Origin of the sequence: Gemmobacter nanjingensis (assembly GCF_014652195.1) — a bacterium.
GTDB classification, from domain to species: Bacteria; Pseudomonadota; Alphaproteobacteria; order Rhodobacterales; family Rhodobacteraceae; genus Gemmobacter; species Gemmobacter caeni.
This window is the reverse complement of sequence record NZ_BMYI01000031.1, coordinates 1-22596: the sequence shown is the minus strand read 5'-3', so window position 1 is coordinate 22596 and position 22596 is coordinate 1. Positions and strand designations below refer to the sequence as shown.

12 protein-coding genes and 2 pseudogenes are annotated in these 22596 nt (G+C 60.7%); 6 read left to right on the top strand and 8 right to left on the bottom strand.

What is annotated here, in order from left to right:
• Nucleotides 1-147: 147 nt before the first annotated feature.
• From IE126_RS23875 to IE126_RS23840, 8 genes are all read right to left on the bottom strand, one after another.
• Nucleotides 148-3543 carry a UvrD-helicase domain-containing protein gene (locus IE126_RS23875; RefSeq protein ID WP_189382727.1) on the bottom strand — a complete coding sequence of 1132 codons (3396 nt, stop codon included), beginning with the start codon at nt 3541-3543 and terminating at the stop codon, nt 148-150.
• On the bottom strand, nt 3540-6194 hold the full coding sequence (locus tag IE126_RS23870) for a PD-(D/E)XK nuclease family protein (RefSeq protein ID WP_189382725.1): 2655 nt from the start codon (nt 6192-6194) through the stop codon (nt 3540-3542). The genes IE126_RS23875 and IE126_RS23870 overlap by 4 nt, the downstream gene beginning before the upstream one ends.
• Nucleotides 6195-6196: 2 nt before the next feature.
• A complete protein-coding gene (locus tag IE126_RS23865; RefSeq protein WP_189382724.1) occupies nt 6197-8374 on the bottom strand; it encodes a DEAD/DEAH box helicase in 2178 nt (725 codons plus the stop codon).
• 5 nt (nt 8375-8379) lie between these two features.
• Nucleotides 8380-9687 (bottom strand): ATP-binding protein, encoded by a 1308-nt coding sequence (locus IE126_RS23860; protein ID WP_189382722.1) that lies wholly within the window; start codon nt 9685-9687, stop codon nt 8380-8382.
• Complete coding sequence (locus IE126_RS23855) at nt 9680-12211, bottom strand: tellurite resistance TerB family protein (RefSeq protein WP_229825861.1); 2532 nt, start codon at nt 12209-12211, stop codon at nt 9680-9682. Before IE126_RS23855 ends, IE126_RS23860 begins: the two co-directional genes overlap by 8 nt.
• Nucleotides 12212-12548: 337 nt before the next feature.
• Nucleotides 12549-13118 (bottom strand): PIN domain-containing protein, encoded by a 570-nt coding sequence (locus IE126_RS23850; protein WP_132951956.1) that lies wholly within the window; start codon nt 13116-13118, stop codon nt 12549-12551.
• Complete coding sequence (locus tag IE126_RS23845; RefSeq protein ID WP_132951958.1) at nt 13115-13579, bottom strand: helix-turn-helix domain-containing protein; 465 nt, start codon at nt 13577-13579, stop codon at nt 13115-13117. Before IE126_RS23845 ends, IE126_RS23850 begins: the two co-directional genes overlap by 4 nt.
• A gap of 151 nt (nt 13580-13730) precedes the next feature.
• A complete protein-coding gene (locus IE126_RS23840) occupies nt 13731-14798 on the bottom strand; it encodes a hypothetical protein (protein ID WP_189382719.1) in 1068 nt (355 codons plus the stop codon).
• A gap of 226 nt (nt 14799-15024) precedes the next feature.
• Between IE126_RS23840 and IE126_RS23835 the strand changes: the two genes are divergently transcribed.
• From IE126_RS23835 to IE126_RS26355, 6 genes and pseudogenes are all read left to right on the top strand, one after another.
• Nucleotides 15025-15879, top strand: coding sequence for a recombinase family protein (locus tag IE126_RS23835; RefSeq protein ID WP_189382717.1), 855 nt, complete (start codon nt 15025-15027; stop codon nt 15877-15879).
• Between the two features lie 293 nt (nt 15880-16172).
• The gene (gene repA / locus IE126_RS23830) at nt 16173-17318 is read left to right on the top strand and encodes a plasmid partitioning protein RepA (protein ID WP_189382716.1); all 1146 of its coding nucleotides are present in this window, start codon (nt 16173-16175) and stop codon (nt 17316-17318) included.
• A complete protein-coding gene (locus IE126_RS23825) occupies nt 17308-18237 on the top strand; it encodes a ParB/RepB/Spo0J family partition protein (protein WP_189382714.1) in 930 nt (309 codons plus the stop codon). The genes repA and IE126_RS23825 overlap by 11 nt, the downstream gene beginning before the upstream one ends.
• 203 nt (nt 18238-18440) lie before the next feature.
• On the top strand, nt 18441-19553 hold the full coding sequence (locus IE126_RS23820) for a helix-turn-helix domain-containing protein (RefSeq protein ID WP_189382712.1): 1113 nt from the start codon (nt 18441-18443) through the stop codon (nt 19551-19553).
• Nucleotides 19554-19680: 127 nt separating this feature from the next.
• Nucleotides 19681-21852: pseudogene (locus IE126_RS23815) on the top strand (ParB/RepB/Spo0J family partition protein).
• A gap of 101 nt (nt 21853-21953) precedes the next feature.
• Nucleotides 21954-22409, top strand: a pseudogene (locus IE126_RS26355) (hypothetical protein); the annotation flags it as partial.
• Between the last annotated feature and the right edge of the window lie 187 nt (nt 22410-22596).

Below are 22596 nucleotides of genomic sequence, written 5' to 3'. Positions count from 1 at the left end.
ACGGCAAGAATGTCGGATTTAAAGGCAAGATATCATATTTAATGGCAAAGAAGCCCCATTGATTTCGTTGACTTTCGTATCCCGCTTTTAAGGGCTACGCGACAGTGGGTTCGGGGCGTTTGCGGGGCCCGGTGGCAGGGTCCTAGACTATGCCGCAATCGTCTGGGGAGAAGGTGGGACGGTGATCACCGTCCCGTTCGTCATCAGAACGATCAGGCCCCGTTCGGCGCCGGTCATGCCGAGATAGGCACGCACCTGAGCCCGATAGTGATCAAGCGTCTCCTGGACGGGATTCACGTCGCTCTTCCAGTCGATCACGACGACTGGCCGACCTTCCAGATCAACTGATATTGCGTCCGCGATGCCCGCCGTCGCAACCAGTTCGGCATCCTCTTGCTGAAAGGCATAGACCGGAAATTCAGCGAGCAATGAGGGACGCAATGCCACCACCTCCGGCAAGGCCAGCGTTCGCGTCACGCAACCGGCCAGTTCCTCAGGCGAAAGCCCGTTCGCCGGATCGGAGGAAGGTTCCTTGCCGAGCGCACAGATGAGGTCGCCAGCACGCGCGGTAAGCGCCTCATCGGCCTCGTTGCATTCCCCTGTCAGGACTTCTTCCATAAGCTTGTGAAGGATCAACCCACGCTCGCGTCCGCCCCGGATGGACGCGAGCGCGTCGGCGTCAGGCACCTGAGCATCAGCCGAACCGGCCCAGATGTCCGGTTCCTCTTCCTGAAGCACCGACCCGTTCGCCGTCTCGTCGCGGCTCGGCGCAAGCCAAGTCAGGTGCATCTGCCTTTCGGCAATCGCACCCGCCTCAGCCGCGAAACTCTCGCGTGTCTGACCGTTGCTGGTATCGGCGGTCACCGAGATCGGGTCGAGCGGCAGGTGCGACACTTCGAGGGGAGGGAGATCTGTCAGGGACAGGTCCACGAGGCCGATCCAAGCTGATTTCGACGGCGTTACATCAAGCCGTGGCAAAACCAAGAGTTCCCGGGCGCGAGTTGCCGCGACATACCAGAGCCGGACCCGCTCACGGTCCAGTTCATCCTTTTCAGCCTGCCGCGCCGCGTCGTAACCGGACGGAGGGACACCCAGAACCGGGCAGTAGAAGGTATCAGTCTGGCGATCGGTCAGGGCGCTATCAGGCGCCATCACCTCTGTCATCGTATTGATGGGTATGACGACCGGCCACTCAAGCCCCTTCGCAGCGTGCATTGTATAGAGGGCGACGGCTTCCTCCTGCGCATCTGGTCGGCCTTCCACTGCGCGGGCCTCATCCGTCCATGCCGCCGTCATTGCCTCAGAAAAGGCGCGCAAGCCGCGTACTGCAAAGCCGGTGGCCAGGCTGAGATAGAGATCGACATTGGCAAGCGCTCGTTCTGCCTGACCGCGATGCCGTTCCAGAAGAACGGGGCGTACCCGAAGGACGTCGACGGCCTGCGAAAGAAGGTCGTTCGGTGTCGTGCTGTTGGCGCGTTTCTGGAGCGCTTGCAGCCGACCGATCACATCGCGCGCCAGCGGATGCGCTATTGCTGCGGGGTCGACGCCGAGGTCGAGTCGCGGGATCCGGTTGGGTTCTTCTTCCGAACGCGGAAGCGCCCAGACGATGTCCAGGAGCTCCTCTTCGCTGAGCCCGACAAGCGGGCCACGCAGCAATCCGCCGAGCGCTAGCGTATCACGACGATCGGCGAGCACCCGCGTGATCGCGATGAGGTCTTGTACTTCCTGCCGGCGAAACAGACCTTTGCCGGCTTGGGTTGCGACTGGGATGCCCCGGCGCTCAAGGGCTTCTTCATAGCGCCAGAGCTCTGCGCCGGTCGGCGCAAGCATGGCGATGTCGCCCGGCTGGCAGGGGCGTCGTGCACCGGCTTTGCGATCCTGGACCGGATGACTGCCGATTAATCGTGCGCAAATTTCAGCCACCGCTTCGGCTTCAGCGTCGCGTCTTTGCTCGGCACTAGCCTTGCCGTTCTCGTCAGCGACCGCGATATCGATCGCCGCGACGCAGACGCCGTCTTCCGGATCGTCTTGGAAGGGATCGAGCGCAGTGAAGCCAGGCTGGCCATCAGCTGACAGGGCGGTCTCGAACCGTTCGTTGACGAAAGTGAGGATCGAGGCACAGGAACGGAAATTGGTCGAAATCGAAACGATGCCGTCCGCATCCTGTGTTGAGAAGGCCGTACGGGCCTGGACATAAGCGCCGACATCCGCGCCGCGGAAGCGATAAATTGCCTGCTTGGGGTCACCGACCAAAAAGAGCGCACCGGGCCGGATCCGGAAGCGCGTCCAGTCGTGCGGATTATCACCGGGATCACCGCATAGACGCCAGAAGATTTCGGCTTGGAGCGGGTCGGTGTCCTGAAACTCGTCGACCAAGACCTTGGAAAACCGCTGGGCGAGTGATTGTCGCACGGATTCATGGTCCCGCAACAGATCGCGCGCAGCGTAGAGGAGATCATCGAAATCGAGCTGGGCGCTGGCACGCTTGTGCTCGCGATAGCGCGCCAAGATTGTGCGTGCTTCGTCGATCAATGTCGCCAGGACCTGGCCCGAAACAGCCTGCAGCAGTGCGGTCCACGTGGCACAGCACGCCTCGTACAAGCCGCTGGCCGTATCGTTCAGCCTGTCGCCGTCTGCCTTGGACAGCCCTGCTTGCTTCGCCGCCGCCGCCCATTTGCCCTTCTTGCGGTAGGCGTAAAAGCTGCCCGTCCCGGTCGTAAGGTCGGGATGCGGGCGTGCAACCAGCAACCTGACTAGCCCGGCGGGCGTGGAACCATCTGCAACTGATGGAAGGGCAGCCGCCATTTCAGAGAAGCGCGCAGCAAAGACCTCTGTTTCCGGCTCGTGGACGCCGGAGCGTTGCACAAAGGCCGAAAGTTCGTCGGTTGCCTGCCGGAAGGATTGCTGGTGATCTGCAAAAGGCTTGACTTCAGGGGCAACCAGATTCCTTGATCGCCGGAGGGCTTCGGCGATCTTGTGCATCAGAGCGACGGTCTCTCTAGGGCTATGCAGCACCATCTCGGTTAGGACACCGCCCTGATCGCCAGACAATCGCTCGCGCAGCCAGCCGTCGACGATTTCGAGGAAGTTGAGATCGGCCTGGTTGCGGTCGGTGACCGCTGCGCCCGGATCGATATCCGCTTCCGCCGGGTATGGCTTGATCAATCGCTGACAGAAGCCGTGGATGGTCGAGCAGGTGATTTCGTCGATCGCCGTGCTGGCCGACATCAGATTTTTGCGCTGTGCCGGAGACAGTCCTTCCGGCAAACCGGCGCGGAGCTCCGGTGCGATATGGCCGGCGGCGAGATCTTCAACGAAATCCCGAACCCGCAGGAGGAGCTCACTGGCCGCCAGTTCGGTAAACGTGACTGCCGCGATGGAACTTGGCGCGACACCCTGCGCCAGCATGACAGCGATCCTGCCGGCCATCACGGCGGTCTTGCCCGATCCCGCGCCGGCCTCTACCAAAATAGATCGGTCGTGACTGCTGATAGCGTCATGCCGGGCGCGATCATCGTTCAGAATTTTCACGCTGCTCATCATTCCGCCTCCCAGATCGGCGCGACAGCTCTGAGACGCTCGGTCGCGGCAGCTTGTTTGCGTTTGCAGTAGGTGGCGCTTGCGTTTGCCGGCAGGGCAAAGGCGAGATCGTCATAGTCGCTTCCCGTATCAGGCCCGGGCAGTGCAGCCCCGCTGGTCAAAGCGTTTCTAGCTGCCCGCAGATATGCCTTGATCTCCGTCAGGACGATGTCCGGCTCGTCGAGCTGGAGATCAAGCGGTTCACGCGGATAGAGTAGCGAGGCTCTGATCGCGATGTGGTCACCTAGGAGCGCCTTGACGGCGAAGGCATAAAGGCAGCGCTGAAGCTCGCGGCCGCCGTTTACACGGATGTCGCCTTTCGGCGGCTTGCCAGTCTTGTAGTCGCGCACGAGCGCCCGGCTGCCGTCATCAGCGATGTCAAGCCGGTCGATATAGCCGGCAATGTAAAATCCGGTGTCGGGGATGATCACTGGCACACTGGCGTCCCAGGGCAATGCCGCCTCGGACTTGGGCTCGGACCCGCCGAACGGAACCTCGCCAAAGGATCGGCTGCCTGGCAAATGATCATTGCCATAGGCAAGCGCCTGTCCGGCAAGAGCGCGCGCGTCCCCTAGCGTGCGGCCCCAGACAACAGCGGGCGGAACGGGCCGTTCGCTTTCCCATTCGGCCGACACCGCACCAGCAGCGTCGTCCACCGCAGCCTGAATGGCAGCCGTGTCAGCCGAAGCCAATCCGCCCGCCGCCTCGAGGTTTCGCAGGGCGCGGTCGAGGACGAGATGGATGAGGTCGCCGGTTTGCAGGGCATCGAGCACCAGCGGCTCGGTACTGCCTTGTGGAGATTTCCAACCGAGAGCGTAGCGCCAGAGGAAATTGAGGGGGCTGCGCAGCAGTGTTTTGAGCGAGCTCGCCGACTGGGTCCGCTCGAGGATCGCGAGAATCAAGGGATGATCGGACCTGACCAGGCCATCATGAGCTGTCACATCGGCCATGCGCCAATCGCGCCAGCAGGAACGCGCGCTCAATGCCTGGAGATCGGCGGCGAACTCCCGCGGCCGCGCCATCAACCGGTCGGTTTCACTGAAGGCATGGGTGGGAACAGCGTTGCGCCGCAGATAGGTTTCCTCGCCATAGAAGGCGAGGAGGGGGCTGCGACCCAGCAGCCGGCCGTCGCTGTCGCGTCGGGCGCGAGAGAGGACGACCTCGCTGCCCGTAGTGGCGAGGATCGTATCAAAGTCACGGCGATCTGCGAAATTTACGGGAAGCGGGTCGAGCTCGCCCGTCGGAATGATGTGATCCGGGATCAGCCGATCTTCGGCGATACCGCGCGGCCAGCGGGAGGAATTGAGACCGATCAGCCGAGCGAAGCGACGCGGCGACGCAGCGAGGGCGCTGGCCGGCATCCAGGCCACGGAGACGGAAGCCTCGAGCCCGTCATCCTGTTTCAGTGATTCCAGCGTGCTGTCGATCGCGCCGGCGGGCCCTGCCAGAAGGGCTTTGCGCCAGATGGACAATGCCCGGCCCTTGAGGAAGGCTTCGCCGATCTCCCGTGCCGCATCCGGTCCCATTGCCAGCAGATCGACCGCAGCTCGCAGCACCGGGGCGTGATCGATGCCGTCGGGCCAGTCGTCCGGCGCAAGGCGCGCCAGCAGTTGGTTCCAGGCGGACGGCGTTGACAAGGGAGCATCGCTTGGAAGGACACGCATCCAGCCAGGGGGAAGGGCCGCCAGAGGTGCAGAATCCCGGCACAGGGCGGCGAGACGGCGCAAGCGCGAATGCGAGAGCCCGCGCACGATGATGTCGGCGAGTGCCGCTGCCGCTTGTCCGTCACGTGTGGTGACAGCTGGAACGCCATGGACGAAATGCAAATCGATATTGGCATCGGCGCGCAGCGCGAGAAAGTGATCGTCGTAGTCGGCCGGCGACGCGGTGGCGATGGCAATGTCAGCTGGGGATACGCCCGACGCGAGCAGCGCCCGGACCCAACGGAGCGTCTCTACTGCCTCATGGTAAGCGGTCGCGGCACTGACGGATCGAATGGCCGGCGCCTCAGCATCGCCACGAGCGACGGAGATGCCGCATTCCTTGAGCCAGGCCGGGACAGGGCGAGGACCTGACGTCCATTGTATCGGGATGTGTTCGGCGAGCGCCTTCAAGAGAGGCCGCCAGCAGGGAGACAGTTCGGTCAGCCCGACGATTTCCATCGAGCCGAATATGGCGGGCGCATGAGTGATCCGGCTGATGGCTGCGGCGACAATATCGATCGGACGCATCATGCCGCCCGGCAGTTCGGTGAAAACAGCGGCCTCTAGGCGAGCGATGGCTTCAAGCCTTGGATGATCATCTGACCGGGTGGTGAGATCGATACCGGCTCGCCACGCCTTGTGCAGTGTGTCGGCGGCCGCTCCGATCATGCCCGGCAGCATCTTAATTTCTTCCAGTTCGCCCATCGGTGTTTCAGGGAGGACCGTCTGGATCGCCGCGCGCAGGCTTTCTTCGTCGATCGGGCGCACGAAGCCCCCCGCGAGCCGCACCGCGGCTTGTTCGAACGACATGATCTGGAGACCATGTTGACCACCACGGGCCGCCGCAAGGCGGGCCTCCCGCATTGCGTGTCGTCCATAGACAATAAGCGTGGACCGGCGCGTCGTGGACATCGTTAAGTTCCTTCTCGAAGAATAGTTTTGACCAAATCGGGAAGTGCTTGTGTCGAGAGCTTTGAGGATTCAGCATCCCGAACCAAAAGTGTTTTAGAAAGAAATGGATGGAACTTCTCTGATATCAGATTTCCTGCGCCTGCGAACAAATCGACGGGTTCGCCGGATCGAAAATTTGCCAGCACTGATCGTAGATCGGGGGTTTCGTCCCTGGCCTCCACCAGCAGAAACCCGTCATGCTGTTCGACTGAAAACCCTTGACTTCTGAGTGCGAGCGCGAGAGTCGATGTCTTCACCGTACCGACCCGCGTTGCAATGATCGATGTATGCTCACCGAGAGAGTGGATATTCTCGGTCCGAAACCCTAGCAGTTGATATGCCGCACGCGCTTCCTCCAGCATCGTCAAGGAAACACTGTCCATGTAAGCTGGGCTGGAATCCCCCTCGAGCACGGTGAACATCCGGTCGATCACCTTGTCATGAATGTCCCCTGCATCGCCGCCGAAGACAGGCGGCACACCAGCCTTCGCGGGTTTGACGACGATGACCTTTTCATGATCATGGATCTCTTGAACAACCCAACGCCGCCCGGAGAAAATTAATAGCATCCCTGGAGCAAGAACATTGTCGATCGGCAGGGTTCCAAGATCCCGCCCCTCTGCAACCAAACGGAATTCTTCAGGTGTCTGGAACACCGCATAGAAGCTGTAATGCTCAACCAGCTTTTCGCCCGCGGGTCCCAAAAGTAACAGCCCGCTGCCGGCCTGTTCGATCAAGCCGGTTTCAGGTTGACCGATCGCACGCAACACATCTGCGAAGACTTCAGTTGTGACCTTTCGAAAGGGGCCTTCGCGGCAGAGCACGTTGTAGACCACGCTTGCAGACGCGCCGCCGCGCTGCGCTATGACTGACAATATCTGATGGACGAGCGTCGAGAGATGAAGCGCCTGAGGTTTTGGCGGTTCGCACCAGCCTTCAAGCAGGAGGCCTATCATCGCGATGGACCTGATCAGGCCGAGGCGAAGACGATCCACGAAACTGCTCTCCGGCGTCAGTTTGGCTTCGACAGCGTACTGCCTCAGAATGGCCGGCTGTCCTTCACGCCGACCTGACCGGCCAAGCCGTTGTCGCAACGCCGCGACGCTGAATGGCGCACCGATTTGAGCCACGCAGGTCACGTCACCAATGTCGATTCCAAGCTCAAGCGTCGACGTGCAAACGGCGGTCGTCGGTTTCCCAGGGTCCTTCAAGCGCCGCTCAACGAAGTCACGGTGTTCTCGGGAGAGGCTCGCGTGGTGGGGATAGAATTCCTGTGGCAGGTGCTCCCGTTCGCAAAGCTCCCGCAACCGATCTGCGTAGATCTCGACCCGTTGGCGCGCTCCGGCGAAGACCAGATTGTCGCTGCCTCGAAGGTGTTTGAAAAGATGGGCTGCTATAGCGTCCGTTGCGGATGGGCTGTTTTCATCTTCATCGCCTGAGAGGTAGCCGCGAAGCTGTAGCCTCAATTCAGCCTCGCCGCCATCTGCTTCGATCAGCTGGACAGAGCTTGCTGCGTCAGGGCGAAGATAGGCCTTTGCGAGGTCCATGTCGCCTAGCGTAGCTGACAGACCTATCCGACGGATTGGGCGCTTTATCGCGAGCTCGAGCCGTGTGAGCAGTGAACGAAGCTGGACACCGCGTTCGCTATCCAGAACTGTGTGCAGCTCGTCGATCACGACCGCCCGTGTCGCCCCAAACAGGCGGGCAATTTCCAAACCGCGACGAATGAAAAGCGCCTCAAGGGACTCCGGGGTTATCAGAAGGACCCCTTTTGGAGATTTCAACGAGCGCGTCTTGATCGATTGCGAGACATCCCCGTGCCAGGGAACAACCGGAAGCTCTGCTTCCTGGCAGATGCCTTCCAGCCGCATGGCCTGGTCCGTGATCAAGGCTTTCAGCGGGCCGACGTAGAGCAGGTCGAAGCCGGTGCCGCCCGACGGCTCGTCAAGCACCTGTGAAATCAACGGCAGGAACGCCGCCTCGGTCTTTCCGCCCGCCGTGGACGCCGCAACGATCAAATCGGCGTTGGTCTCGTAGATCGTCCGGATGGATCGCGCCTGGATGTCGCGAAGTTCGCGCCATCCTTTCTGGCGTATCCATTTCTGAACAGGCCTCGCCAGTTTGTCGAACGCACTGCTCATCGGCGTCAGAGCTTGAAGCTGATCAGATCATCGTCACCGGGGTCTTGGGCGCCAATCGACTCGTCTACCTCGGTCATGTCTTCGCCGAGGTCTTCGGAGACTTCGATCTTTTCGATCAGATCGCTCCACTCGACACCGGGGTTTTGCTCGAGCACGGAAAGCAGGTTCACGAAGGCCGTCACCGTATTGCGCGGGGTGCGGAAGTAAGCTTCACCAATCCGGTCCGAACAATGCGCCATGAAGGCCTCGAGCGCGTCGTCTGGCAGAGCACCGGCATCGTCCTGCATGATCCGCCGGACATTGGCCAGAAGAACGAAGAGGTCTTCAGGGGTCAGGCTGGCCAGCCGAACAACCGGTCCTGAAAGATCGACCAATCCGTCTCGCGCGAAGGTGTTCTCGGCCAAACGCGATTGAAGGGCTTCGTAGCTGTAGAGCCCTCGACGGGTGTTCATCAGAAATTCCGGGGTCCCGCCCATAAGAAATCCGAGGTTCTCAGCACTGCCCTGCAGCACATCATTCAGGATCCGGAGGATCTGTTCGTAGTTCGCATTGCGGGCCTGAGACGAGGTGAGCTTGTAGAGGTTCACCATCTCGTCGAGTCCGACCAGTAATCCTTTGTAACCGGCCTCGCACACGAATGCTGACATCAGCTTCAGATGGTCATAGACACTGGCGTCGTCGATGATCGTTCGCACACCAAGCGCCTTGCGCGCGTCGGTGCGTGTCGCGAACTCGCCGCGCAGCCATCTCAGGGCTGCGGATTTCAGCTCGTCGTCGCCGGTCTCATGGCCTTCCCAATATCGACGGATGACTTCAGCGAACTCGAACCCCCCGGTAAGTTCTTCGAAGTGGCCAAGGCGTTCACGAATGACAGACCCTGTTGGCAAATCCCGTTCTTCAGCGTCTCTGTGAGCCTGGCTGACAAAACGCTCCACCACGCTGGCCAATGCCCCACCATCGGGCTTTGTCCGCGTCGAGAGGTTTCGGGCCATCTCCGCATAAAGCCCTCGGGCTTGCCCGCCGGTCGCGTGAATGCGGCGATCCGGTGCCAGATCCGCGAACATCACGACCAGGCCTTTCTCCAGAGCCACGAGGCGGATCAGGTTCATGAAGAACGTCTTGCCGGAACCGTATTCCCCGATGATGAACCGGATCGTCGAACCGCCATCGGATATCCGGTCCATGTCCTTGACGAGCTCTTCAATCTCCCGGACGCGGCCGACCTGGATATGGCGCAAACCGAGCTTGGGCACGACCCCAGCCCGAAGGGCCTGTACGATTGCATCGCGTTCACGTGGTTTCAACTTAGACATTCCTGCCCTCCGCACCCATCTTTTCTTTTAACGCCTCCGCAATCTCCGGAGACACGTCATATCCATCATACTCGTCGAGAAGCGCTTCATCGTAGGTCTCAAAAGCCCATTCATTCACGACTTCCAGTGCCCCGGACGCCATCAAGCCATTCGAGGCGCAGATCTTCTCGAATTCCGTGTAGGACCAATGCTCCCGAGTAACCAGTTCGAGGACAAGGGCACCGTGCTTCGGGTCAAGCCCCGCCAGCTGGCTTTGGCTGGCGGTCCCGGAGGCACCACTTTCTTCCTCTTCGACATCGAAAATCTGGCCCAGAACGGACGACACGCGCTCGGTGTCCGAACGGATTGCTGCGATCCGTGAAGCGTCGAGTTTCGGTCCACTGGTTTTTTCAAGCTCGGGTATCGCTTCGCCCGGGCGACCCGGTTGCGAAGCACGAACGGTGCGCGGACCATCCGCAACTTCGCCAGCATGCAGGTCAGAGTAGGCAAGCGCAGGATCAAGGCCCAAAGCCTTGTAGATTTTCTCGATGCTTGCGACTTCGTCGGAGTGAATAATGCCATCGGCATGTGCTGCACCAACCAGTGCTGCCCGCATAGCGGCCTGGCTGTCTTGGCCCACATCCTTCAGTTTGCGCCGCAGAAGCGTCATGTCCGGCGGCACGGCCAGGAACCATTCAAGGTTTGCACGCAGCCTGCGGCGTTCCTGATCGCTGAGGGCCGCGGCAGAAACTTGATCTTCCAGTGCCCTGCGTTCAGGCTCCGCGATGCGTCCATCCGCATGGGCGACGAACGACCCAAGTGCCAATTCGATCAAGGCGTTTCGATAGCTGTCGGACACTTCCTCCAGTCTTTCGATGGGTTCGCCCAAGCTAAACAGCACAACAGGCTCTTCCGTCTTGGGTGACCGGAGCGCAAACCGAGGGTCGGGCGCTAGACCGAAACCGAGGCGCGCGAGCGCGTCGGCCGCTCCTGTCATTTGCCGTTTCCCGATCTTCTCGTTCGTTTCTCCCTCCAGTCGACCGATCACCTCCTCAAGCGGCACCAATCCCCCGCGATCGACGATATCGCTTGCCCAAGACTTCAAGCGTTCCATTTCCTCTGAAGGGAAGGCATCCCATAGTTCAGAGGGCAACAAGGCATGCGCTTCCACGCTGCCACGGCCATCAGGATTTCGGCCCAGGAAACGGCTTAGTTTGTCAAGGTCGTTCATCACCTCGTCTGCCAACTCCTGGGCAATCTCGACCGGTTTGCGCAGGCCGGAGATGTCGGGGACCGGCTTGCCATCGACGGTTGGGTTGGCGGACCCCTGAAACTCGCTGGAGGCGGCCCGATAGGATGCCGTGAGTGATTTCCGGGGTTTTGTCACCTTGAGCCCATCAGGAAAACGCCGATCAAACCGCAGACGGAAAAGAGCGACGAACTCGTCACGGCACCGCGTCGCGGGAGTTCTCAGATATGTTTCCGGATGGCAGATGAACCAACTCAGCAACCAGTCAGCGGTCAGGTTCTCGCCTCTGTCGATCCGAGCTCCGATTGCGTATTTGAGTGAGAACGGAATCTCCCACCCCTGCTTCTCGAAAATCGGCTCGATAGCATCGAGGTCGGCTTCGGCAAGCATCGCAATGTCGAGGAACTCGCCCAAATACCGCCTGACGGAATGGTTGTCAGGGTAAAGTGACTGCAGCCGCCGAACTTCCTGGACGATATCTTTGGCATCTTCGTTGGACTGATCGACGAAGAAGCGACGCTCCAGCCCATAAAAGTACAGGAACATGTAGCCGGGGTTGTAGGAGGCATCGTTTCGCCCGCTGGCCAACCAATCGAGGTAGGTCGCCCGGCACTGAGGTGATATATCCGAGTACCCCGGCCAATAGGGCATACCTTCTCCAGCTTTGTCGGCTCCAGAGCGCGCGACCGACAGGGACGGATCGATATAGGCTCGGCACTTGTCACGATACCCGTAGGTGTTCAGCAAGGGAGGCGTGCCAACATAGACCATCCCCCCGATGGCGCGGCCGGCCACGCTAGCTGTTTCATTAGACGGGACCCACCCGCTTTTCGATGATCGGGCCGATGCGCTCGATGCCACTCGCGAGGGCTGGTTTCGTTGTGCGGCCGCTGCAAGTGCCGGCGCCGCGGACTTTCCAGCCTGAACGATTTCAGCGTAGTCCTGCTTTGGTGGGGAGTAGGCCTGCACGGCAACCGGCTCTTTGGACGCGTTGGCTTCGCGAGTTCGTTCGCGCTCACGCTCGATACGCTTGTCGTAGGCACTTGGGCGCGGCGCCGGCTCAGGTCGGGGGGGTAGTTTTTCGGAACTCCCCTCGGCTTGCGCCTTTGCAGCGACTTTCCGCGATCTCCGTTTTTCTTGCCACCAGACCAGAATGACGGGAACACCAAATGCAAACAACATCTGGCCGCCAACCGGCCAACCCTGAAGCATTGCGGTCACGAACACCATGCATAAGAAAAAATACAGGACGAGAAAGAGGGTAATTCGCAAAAACTTAAGTATTGAAGACATCATCAGAACCCCCTCCGAACCACACTATTTGGGATGCCTATCATTGCAACGACTATCCCAATGATTGAATGCGAATTTAAAGCGCCAACGTCCTTCGGTCTGATTTTCTGCGATCTGCGCATCGCTGTCGTTGGGGTGCAATCGGAAATCAATAGCATGGCGACGACTTCGAGCTGACACAAATTCAGGTAGCAATTTGGATGCCCAGGTCTTGCAGCCAAGAGCGCAGTATTCGAACGAGCCGTAATGGAAGGCATAATTTCGCGATCTATGAGCGACGGCTATGTGAGCAAAAGCCTTCTTCAAACGATGTATGGTGGTCACCTATTTCTCCCTACAATCAAAGCAGATCGGCGAACTGCTCAAGGTCCGCTACTGTGGCGACCAAACCCTGTTGGGTCAGGATTGACAGATACTCGTCAACGCTCTTGGGCGGGTTCTTGAGGCGCGCGCGAACTTTGCGCAGCGCTGAGCAGACCAAACCTGGCGCGAGAGACAGCTGGTTCCGGAAAAAGTCATCGGGATGCTGGGTCTCGATGCCAAAGGGCGCAAGTGCCCCCGGCGGGAAGTCTTTCAAATTCTGGGTTACGATGGCGTCGCACCGTCCAACGATTGCGGCCGCCAGAACGTGCCGATCATCTGCGTCCGGTAACCTAAGGGCCGGCACCAAGGCCTCGTAGCCGGTAACGAGGCAGTCGCGTGTCGCCCTGTCCATCAAGTCGCGGGTTCGCTCCAGCGCCGCCCGCTCCCGATGAGGTTCATTGCGCAGAAGTGCGTCGATCCATTCCCGATGGATGTCAGCCGTCCACTTCGCCTTGAAAAGATCCGTGACCGCCAATTGCATCAGCGCGTCCCGCATGGGCGCAGGGTAGAGAACATTAGCGTCGAACAGCACCGTGTACTGGCTCATTTCGAGCCATAGCCCATATCCTGGTCCTGTGCGTCGGCGGCCAGTTGATCAAGGACGGCTTCGCGCTCGTTGTCGATGGCTGCCTTGTACGACATGACGTCTTCCATGCGGACGCGGCGATGCTTGCCGACCTTCCGGTGCGGGATACTGCCATCCTCGAGCAGTTTGATCAGGAACGGCCGCGAGACATTCAACACCTCTGCCGCCTGGACAGTCGAGAGTTCGGCGTTCTCAGGAATGATGGTGACACCGCGACCGGCTGCCATCGCCTCGAGGACCTCCATGAGTAGCGCAACAGCGCCCGCAGGAAGTTCGATCGGTTCCATCTGCTCCGCGTCTGTAACGCGAAGCTTCAAGGGTCCTCGGGTCGCCGCAAAGCGCGACAGGACCTGTCCGGAGACGCGCGCGATTGCCGCGTCCTGCGGAGTCGGTGGAAGATGCCGGTGTGCCAACATGTTCATGGTGGTCTCCTCTCCGTTTTGTACAGTCTATCACCATATGTGAAATAAGTGCAACAAATGCATTAAGTGCACATCCTTCTCAGGATGCTCTGCTGCGTGAGGGCTTTGGCGCCTTTGCCACCAACGTGATCAGCGAAGTCTGAAGCGGTCTTCAGTTCGCAGTCCGCCACATCCGATAGCGTCCTTGCCCGGTCACCTCACGGATCAGACCACGCGCTTCCATCCAGGCGAGGTTGCGTTGGACGGCGGCGCGACTGGCGCCGGTCAGAGCTTCGGCCATCGGGGCCGATACAAGGGGCCATTCGGTCAACACGGCGCGCAAGGCACGCGGGGTCTTGCCCGAAAGTGAGGTCATCTCGGCTTCCGCCCGCACTGACCATGCCTCGATATCGTCGAGGTGCCGCATCGCGGTCAGACACGCCGTCTCCATTCCGTCAAGCCAGCGGGCCAGACGTTCAGCGGGTGGACCACCGGCGCGCAGCCCCCCTGCCCCGCCCATGGCCAGAGGTGCGAAGACTGCGCCTTTGCCCTCGCTACCCGCGATCCGCGCGGCCGTGACGGCCGCCTCCATCCGGTCACCCTGCTGCCCGAGTCCCGCGAGGCTCCAGAGGTGAAAGCCCAAGCAAGCACGGGTGATCGGGTGCAGCTCGAAGGCTTGCGCCGTCAGGTCCAGCCAACTGCCTGCGCGATCCGCAAACGGTTCGGCCGCATCTGCGAGGTTCTCGGGGTCGCGGCGGTCAAGGAAGGCGGAAAGGTCTACCTCCGGTCCCGGCCCACCGGATAGCCGCCGTACCGCCCAACCGACACGCGCGAGCGCGGCAGTGTCGTCCTGTACCCCTGACAGGCGCAGGGCCATCCAGAGCGCCAGCCTATCCGGTCCAATGCGGTCGCCGTTGAGCCAACTCAGATCGGCAGCCTCGATCAGGGCCAGCCTGTGCCGCCAACCCTCTGGCCCTCGCCGCAGCCTGTCATCAAGCGCGCCGAGGCGACCGGCCGCACGAGCGAGACGCGCGGCATGGCCCGCCTCTGCTTTTCGCCAATCGTCGAGGACCTCGGTTTCACACGGCCCGGCACGTGGTCCGGGCGGCAGATAATCCGGTTCCTCTTCCATCGGACCGGGCAGGAACCACAGATCGTCCTCGGACGCCTGTTCCACCTTTTCACCGTCGAGGATGAGAGCATCATATTCATCATGCAAGACAGGTGCTTGAGGCTTCATATGTGCAAAATACCTTAGTTTTGCACTTTACCCAAGGGTTTCGTCAGAGTGCCTTCACGCGCTTAATATAGCACGCGTAAGCGAGGCCCGGCGAGGGCTCTCTGATCTCGCTGACCGTACCGAAACCAAGGGCTTTCTGTTGAGCAGGGCCACAGAATGCGCCCTTGCATCCGTTTACAAACGGTCGTTTATTGCTGATATATGAAACTGCAAATGGCCTGATTTTATGCCCCTGATCGGCTACGCGCGCGTCTCGACCGAGGATCAGACCCCCCTGCCCCAGTCGCAGGCCCTGAAATCCGCGGGCTGCGTCGAGATCCACGAGGAGCAGGCCTCGGGCGGCAATCGTGCGCGACCGGTGCTTGCGCGGGTGTTGGAACGCATCGGCAAGGGCGACACGCTGGTCGTCGTGCGGATCGACCGTCTCGCGCGATCCCTCTCGCATCTGCTGGAGGTGATCGAGCGGCTGGAAGCCAAGGGCGCCTTCTTCCGCTCGCTCATGGACCCGATCGACACGTCCTCCCCGCAGGGCAAATTCACTCTCCAGGTCCTGGGCGCCGCACGCACCAAGGCCGGACTGGCCAGCGCACGGACCAAAGGCAGGGTCGGCGGTAACCCGGGCCTGCGCGCCCGTGATCCGGCGGCGCTGCGCAAGGTCCGGCTGGCGCGGCAGGACGGCTACATGGAACGCCTGAACGAGACAGCGCAGGACTGGGTGCCCCATGTGCGACGCCTGCGGCCCGACATGGCCTGGGAAGACGTGCTGCGCATCGTCAACGGCCCCCTGCCCCGTGAGCGCCAATGGACGCAAAGCCGTCTGCTCCTCGCCGTGAATGCCTATGTCCGCGACGGATTCCTGCCCCAGACAGTGCTGGCCCGAGCCGGCCGCCGTGAGACCGACGACCGCCTGCCCGCCATCGTGGCCGCCATCAAGGGCGCCGATCCGAAGATCACGCTGCAGGAGATCTGCAACAGGCTCGAGAAGATGCGGGAGCGGACGCCCCGTGGGCGGACAAGTTGGCAGCCGTCGTCGGTGAAGATGCTGCTGGAACGGGCCGAGAGGCTGGGTCTGCTTGACTGAAGTCGCGGGAATCGGTCGTGCGATTCTGAAAATCTGTGGTCCGTAGGTATCCACAATGCATGTTGTGGCTATGCCATCGCGACCCACGATCTGTTGAAGTGCACTGCGAACTAGGCTACCCAATGCACTGATACTTACCGGTTTTCTCTCGCCAAAAATCGACCACTTCAACGCGACTAGGCCGCTCAACGGTTTGGGCTGGATTTACTCACGAAAACTGTTAAGATCTACAAAACAATAAAGACTTGAGGGCAGTGATGAGCGGGATACGAGCCTCTCAAAGATTCGACGTCATGTCCAAGCGGCTCGGTAGCCGGTTGCGTGAACATGCGGAGGAAACCTTCCCACCGGATGCCCAGAAGGGTCTTCGTCGCTTCGCGATGCGGGAAGCCGCCGATCTGCTTCGGATCAACCAGAACACCTTCCGCCATCATGTGTCAAATCTCGAAGGCTTTCCGGAAGGCACCCTCGAGGGTGGCAACCGCCGCAGCTTCTCTGCCGAAGAAATGGTCGAGGCCCAACGCGTCCTTCTTGAGACGGGCAGGATCAAGCCGGATGAGCACCCTCACAGAAGAGCCGGCGAACCGTGCCAAGTCGTGACAATCTTCAACCTTAAGGGCGGGTCCGCAAAAACGTCGACCGTCGCTCATGTTGGTCAGCTATTGGGGCTTCGTGGCTATCGGGTCCTGTTGATCGATCTGGACAGCCAGGCAAGCCTGACAAACCTGTTCGGGGTCACACCGGAACTCGATCCAGACATGCCGACCTCCTACGATCTGATCCGATCGGAAGGTCCCCTGCCCGCCTCCGATATCATTCGCAAGACGAACTTCCCGACAGTCGACCTTATCCCGGCATCCATGGACATCATGGAGTACGAGTTCGAAGTCGCACTAAGTTTCCGACACGGAGCCACCACGTTCCACAGCCGGATCCGCGAAGCACTTGAGCCTGTCCTGGACAGATATGACGTGGTGATCTTCGACACCCCGCCTCAGCTGAATTTCTCGGTGATCTCTGCTCTCTTTGCTTCCACCGGGGTCCTGATCCCGCTCAACGCGTCCATGCTTGATGTCATGTCCTTGGCGAGCTTCCTCGGTATGGCGAGCAACCTGATGGGTGTCGTCGAGACGCATGCTCCCGAACACGGTCTGAACTTCGTGCGCGTCCTGATCACCCGCTACGAGAATACTGACGGTCCACAGGTCCAGATCTCGTCTCTGCTTCGGACGGTCCTTGGCGATGCGGTACTCCCGGCCGAGTTCCTGAAGTCGACGGCCGTAGGCGATGCTGCAAACACCCAACAGAGCATCTTTGAGGTCGAACCTCGGGACGTGAACCGCAGAACTTACGAGCGTGCGATCGAGTCCGTTTCGCGCGTGACCGACGAAGTTGAGCGCGAAATCCTCAAGGCATGGGGGCGTAGCCATGGCGCGTAAGGTCTTCGGAGACTCTCTCAAGAACGCGATGGGCAACGCCGCAACGCCGGACGAAGGCGCGGATCTTGATCTGAAGCGCACGAGCCCAACTGTCGCTCGTGCGCAAGCATCCGTGCTGGAAGAAGACAAGCACGCCACGCGGCTGATCGACCCGAGCACCGTGCGGATGTCCGCGGTCATGGATCGTATCGATCCGAGCGATGGCCTCGAGGAACTTGTGTCCTCGATCCGAGAGCTTGGGCAAAAGGTTCCCATTCTTGTCCGCCGAACCCAGGATGGCGCACTTGAGATCGTCTACGGGCGCCGTCGCCTCCTCGCCTGTCGTGAGCTTGGTCAGAAGGTGCGGGCCACGGTCATGGAAATGACCGAAGAGGAAGCTCTGATCGCCCAGGGCGTGGAGAACAATGCCCGCCAAGACCCCTCGTTTATCGAGAGGGCTCTGTTCGTCGCCGGGATCATTCGGGAACTTGGGAAAACAGACGAAACACGCAAGAACGCCCAGACCATCGCCTATCGGGCACTTCAGATCGACGAGTCTCTCGTCTCTCGGATGAACCGTATCGCGACGGGTATTCCCATGGAGCTGATTCAGGCCATCGGACCTGCACATGGCGTTGGTCGGAGGGTCTGGGAGAAGCTTTTCAGGCTTTGCGAGAAGGACGTCTCAAGAGCCAAGGAAGTCGCCCGCGAAATCCCCCGTAGCTTGCCTGGCCCGGAGCGGCTTGACGCAGCGGTTACGCTGCTTACGGCCACCAAGACAACTTCACCCAAGGCTGAGTCAGGTGAGCGCGTGAAGATCGGCCGCAAAGGCAACCGCATCACCATCGATGTGGACGCTGATCTTGTCCCACGCGTTGAAGAGGCCGTCCGAAAGCTGATCGACGAGCTTCTTGACCGCGGTCAAGACGGCCCAGAGTGACGACCCCGTGTCTTGACCACGGTCAAGACATCAAGAGCAATGAGCAGAAAACGAAAGGAGGACCGGCTAGAAAAGGAAAGACCCCCCGAAAGCGGTGCTTCCGAAGGGCCTCAATCAGTCTCGACACCTGATTGATACCCCCAAAACGAATCGAGTTCAACACCGCTCGCGGTGAACGGGGAAGCTTTTTCTTCCGAAACACCATGAGACATGTCACTCAAGCACGAACCGCCTTGGCGGAACAGGGAGCTATTGCCTGCCCTAACCCCTACGAACTTCTGGGGCCGGTACGGGTTCTTCGCAAAGACCTGAGCCTTACGAGCAACGACGTCACCGTACTGACAGCGCTCATCAGCTTTCTTCCGCGCAATCAAAGCCCCAACTCTGGTGAAACACAGTGCAAGCTGACCGTCGTGTTCCCTTCCAACGCCTCCTTATCAGAGCGCGCAAACGGCATCGATGAGAGAACACTTCGTCGCTCCCTAGGACGCCTTGATACTGCGGGACTCATCAAACGGAAGAGTTCAGCGAACGGCAAACGTTTCCCTCTCCGCTACGGGGGCATCATCAAGGATGCGTTTGGGATCGACTTGGCTCCTCTGATGCAAAACCACGACGCTCTCGCAGCCAGAGCATCGAAGGTCCTCGAGGAGCGTGAACGCCTTCGCTCTCTCAAGGCAGAAGCGCTAGCGCTGCGCGCCTCCCTCCTTCAGAATGAGCACCTCGATGAAGGGCGGCTGTCTGCACTGGGAATGATCAGAAACCTGCTTCGTCGAGCCACCCTGACTGCCGACACAGTCCTGCAAATCATCGCCGGTCTCCGCGAGCTCGGCGCCAACGTCGCGCAACGCTACGGAGAGTGCCATGGTCCAAGCGTTCCTGCCGACCAACAGCAATCGCACGACCAAGCCTTTAGCGGTGAATGCGCGAACGAAATGTCCGCCAGGAACGGACAAAATGACCGGCAGATAGAGTCTGTAAAAAAAGAACATATAAAGAAAGACACGCACCTGAAGCAAACCAACGCTTCCCAAAGCGTTAGATCAGCGACCATGAACCGAGACCCTGAAAAAATGGCGTGGACGGACTTTTCACATGTCGCGGACTTCTTCCCAGACCCGCCACGAACAGGCGAAGCGCTCAACCGCGTTCTCTTCGACATCGGTCGATTGCTTAAAATACGCCAAGAAAAGCTGATGCGTGGTCTCCAGAAAGCCGGGGCCGGACGGCTACTCCTGATCTTGGACTATCTGTTGGGCAAAAATGAAGCGATCAGGCAGCCCGAGGCATACTTCGAAACGATCCTGCGCACGTAACGCATGCCACTTGCACTTCTTGACCGCGGTCAAGATCGGCGAAGAGAGGGAAAGGCTGGGGGTTTGAGGGGTGACGGGAAGTGAGATCGGGAGAGAGGCTTCCGGCGCCCGTCGTGGAGAAGATCTGATGGCGAAAGTTGCCCAGAACATCACCCTGTCCCCGTCGCGGGACATCCCCTTCAATAAGCTCGTACTGAGCCAGTCCAACGTGCGGCGCATTAAGGCGGGCGTTTCGGTGGAAGAGCTGGCCGAGGACATTGCGCGGCGCGGGCTCCTGCAGAGCCTGAACGTGCGGCCCGTAGTCGATGCCGATGGTGTCGAAACCGGGATGTTCGAGATCCCGGCCGGCGGCCGTCGCTTCCAGGGACTGTCACTGCTGGTGAAGCAGAAGCTTCTCCCGAAGACCGCGCCGATCCCCTGCATCGTCCGGGATGCCGCTTCCGGGATTCTGGCCGAGGATGACTCGCTGGCTGAGAACATGCAGCGTGTGGCCCTCCACCCGCTCAATCAGTTCCGCGCCTTCGTTGCTCTGCGCGATAAGGGTCAGGGCGAGGAAGCGATCGCGGCGGCCTACTTTGTCACGCCGCAGATCGTCAAGCAGCGCCTGAAGTTGGCCTCCGTGGTCCCTGCCCTGCTCGATGTCTATGCCGAGGATGGCATGACGCTCGATCAGTTGATGGCGTTCACGGTGAACCTCGACCATGCGCGTTAGGTGCAGGTCTGGGAGGCGGTGAAGAACTCCTGGAACAAGGAGCCCTATGCCATCCGGCGCATGCTCACGGAAACCTCGGTCCGGGCTTCAGATCGTCGTGCGGTCTTCGTCGGCGTCGATGCATATGAGGCGGCGGGCGGTGTCGTGCTGCGCGATCTCTTCCAGGGCGATGACGGCGGTTGGCTGGAGGACCCTGCCCTGCTTGATCGGCTGGTCGCCGAGAAGCTTCAGGCGGAAGCCGAGGCGCTTTCCTCCGAGGGCTGGAAGTGGATCGAGGTCGCGACCGACCTGCCCTACGGCTACAGCCACGGTCTGCGGCGTCTGGCCGGTGATCCCGCGCCGATGACTGACGAGGAGCGCGCGTCCCATGCGGCGTTGCTCTCCGAATACCGCGCGCTGGAGGATGAATACTCCGGCCAGGACGAATACCCCGAAGAGATCGATGCGCGGCTCGGCCAGCTCGAGATGGCGATGGAAGCGCTCGAGCAGCGGCCGCTGATCTACGACCCGGCCGAGGTTGCGCGCGCGGGTGTCTTCGTCACGCTGGATCGCGACGGCAGCCTCGCGGTCTATCGTGGCTATATCCGGCCCGAGGACGAGCTGCGCGAGGAGACCGCGGTCCAGGATGGTGATGGCGCGGATGACATGGGGCAGGGGGATGATGTCGGTGTTTCCAGCTTGAAACCCTCGGAGACCTCTGTCGGCGGCACCGTCATCACTTCGGGTGGTCAGCCGATCGGCGCGGATGCGTCCGAGGACGAGGACGACGGTGCGCTGAAACCGCTGCCCGAACGGCTGGTTATGGAACTGACAGCCCACCGGACCCTCGCGCTGCGCGAGGCCATCGGGCGTTCGCCGGATGTGGCGCTGACGCTCCTCCTCCTGAAGCTCGTGACGGATACCTTCCGCACCTCCTCTGCTTCGGGCAGCTGTCTCGAAGCTTCGGTGCGTCACGTCTACATGTCCGCGCAGGCACCCGATCTGAAGGACAGCGTCGTGGCCAAGCTGGTCGATGAGCGTCATGCAGTCTGGGAGGCCGATCTGCCCCTCGGCGATGATGCGGTGCTTTGGGACTATCTAACGGTCCTCGACCAAGGCAGCCGTCTGGCTCTTCTGGCGCAATGCCTCAGCTTCGGCATCAACGCGCTCCATGAGAAGGTGAACCCCTATGGCGCAGGCATCTCCGCCAGCGGTCTGACCCGCCGCATGGCCCATGCCGACCTGGTGGCACGTGCGGTCGATCTCGACATGGTCGAAGCGGGGTGGGAGCCGACGGTCGACGGCTACCTCAACCGAGTGCCCAAGGCCCGCATCCTCGAGGCTGTGCGCGAGGCGAAGGGGGAAGGGACCGCGCAGCTTCTCGATCATCTGAAGAAGGGCGAGATGGCCGCCGAGGCCGAGCGGCTCCTCAAGGGCAGCGGGTGGTTGCCCGAGGTCCTGCGTCGGGCTGATCTGGCGGCAGGCGACTGCGAACCGATCGGAGAAGGGCAGGGGGTCGACGCGGGCGAGCCCGACGATGTCGATCTCCCCGCCTTCTTGACGGCCAGTTTGCCGGACAGCGCCGCGTCGATGATGGCGGAGGAGTGATCTGAGCCATCCGAGGGGCGGGGGAACCCGCCCCCTTCTCTCATAAAACAAAGCAATATCAATATGATGAATGCGAAAGATCGCATTCGGGATGAGGAATCATGTCTGCAACAACCATCATCGACAAAGCCGCCCTTGGGGCGCTGATCCGTTACACCGATGGCAGTCCCAAGCCGCCGGCACGTTTCACCAAGAAGCTCGCGGCCTGGGAGCGATTGAACGGTGTCGGGCGTCTCGTGAAGAAGGAGCCTCCTCGGGTCTATCCGCCCTAGACCGCACCGGCGTCTTTCACGCTGCACGAGGGCAACTTCTCCTCCGACGGGGTCATTCTCGTCACCATCATGCGCAGCCATTCGGCGGATAGCCGTCTGATCTTCGAGGTGGCCGAGGAACCGAAGCCCGGGCAGGTGCGCGTGCTGCTGGACTTCGGTGGCAACACCGAACTGCTGCATCTGGCGGAGTCCGTTACCGCGGCGGAGCTCTGGATCGCACGGGAGGGCTATCGCAACGCTCGTCTCGAAATCGTCGGTACTGAGGACAGCGATAGGGCAGATGGAATGGTTGCCGCCCTCCCCAAACGGCATCGCGATGTGCCAAGATTGTGGTGTTCAGAGCCACAAAACGGAGAGGACGGCATATAATCCGACATTCCCCAAGTGGCCTGCCGCTTGACTTCAAGATCGCCTGATTTTGCTCGCTGGGCAAGCGTTTTTCGCCCCGAGCGGTGTCTGTCGTCGCGCAAAC

What these genes read in the sequence shown, in the direction of transcription:
- IE126_RS23875 (WP_189382727.1), bottom strand. Translation starts at nt 3,543, where the DNA reads ATGATGAGCAGCGTGAAAATTCTGAACGATGATCGCGCCCGGCATGAC.
- IE126_RS23870 (WP_189382725.1), bottom strand. Translation starts at nt 6,194, where the DNA reads ATGTCCACGACGCGCCGGTCCACGCTTATTGTCTATGGACGACACGCA.
- IE126_RS23865 (WP_189382724.1), bottom strand. Translation starts at nt 8,374, where the DNA reads ATGAGCAGTGCGTTCGACAAACTGGCGAGGCCTGTTCAGAAATGGATA.
- IE126_RS23860 (WP_189382722.1), bottom strand. Translation starts at nt 9,687, where the DNA reads ATGTCTAAGTTGAAACCACGTGAACGCGATGCAATCGTACAGGCCCTT.
- IE126_RS23855 (WP_229825861.1), bottom strand. Translation starts at nt 12,211, where the DNA reads ATGATGTCTTCAATACTTAAGTTTTTGCGAATTACCCTCTTTCTCGTC.
- IE126_RS23850 (WP_132951956.1), bottom strand. Translation starts at nt 13,118, where the DNA reads ATGAGCCAGTACACGGTGCTGTTCGACGCTAATGTTCTCTACCCTGCG.
- IE126_RS23845 (WP_132951958.1), bottom strand. Translation starts at nt 13,579, where the DNA reads ATGAACATGTTGGCACACCGGCATCTTCCACCGACTCCGCAGGACGCG.
- IE126_RS23840 (WP_189382719.1), bottom strand. Translation starts at nt 14,798, where the DNA reads ATGAAGCCTCAAGCACCTGTCTTGCATGATGAATATGATGCTCTCATC.
- IE126_RS23835 (WP_189382717.1), top strand. Translation starts at nt 15,025, where the DNA reads ATGCCCCTGATCGGCTACGCGCGCGTCTCGACCGAGGATCAGACCCCC.
- repA (WP_189382716.1), top strand. Translation starts at nt 16,173, where the DNA reads ATGTCCAAGCGGCTCGGTAGCCGGTTGCGTGAACATGCGGAGGAAACC.
- IE126_RS23825 (WP_189382714.1), top strand. Translation starts at nt 17,308, where the DNA reads ATGGCGCGTAAGGTCTTCGGAGACTCTCTCAAGAACGCGATGGGCAAC.
- IE126_RS23820 (WP_189382712.1), top strand. Translation starts at nt 18,441, where the DNA reads ATGAGACATGTCACTCAAGCACGAACCGCCTTGGCGGAACAGGGAGCT.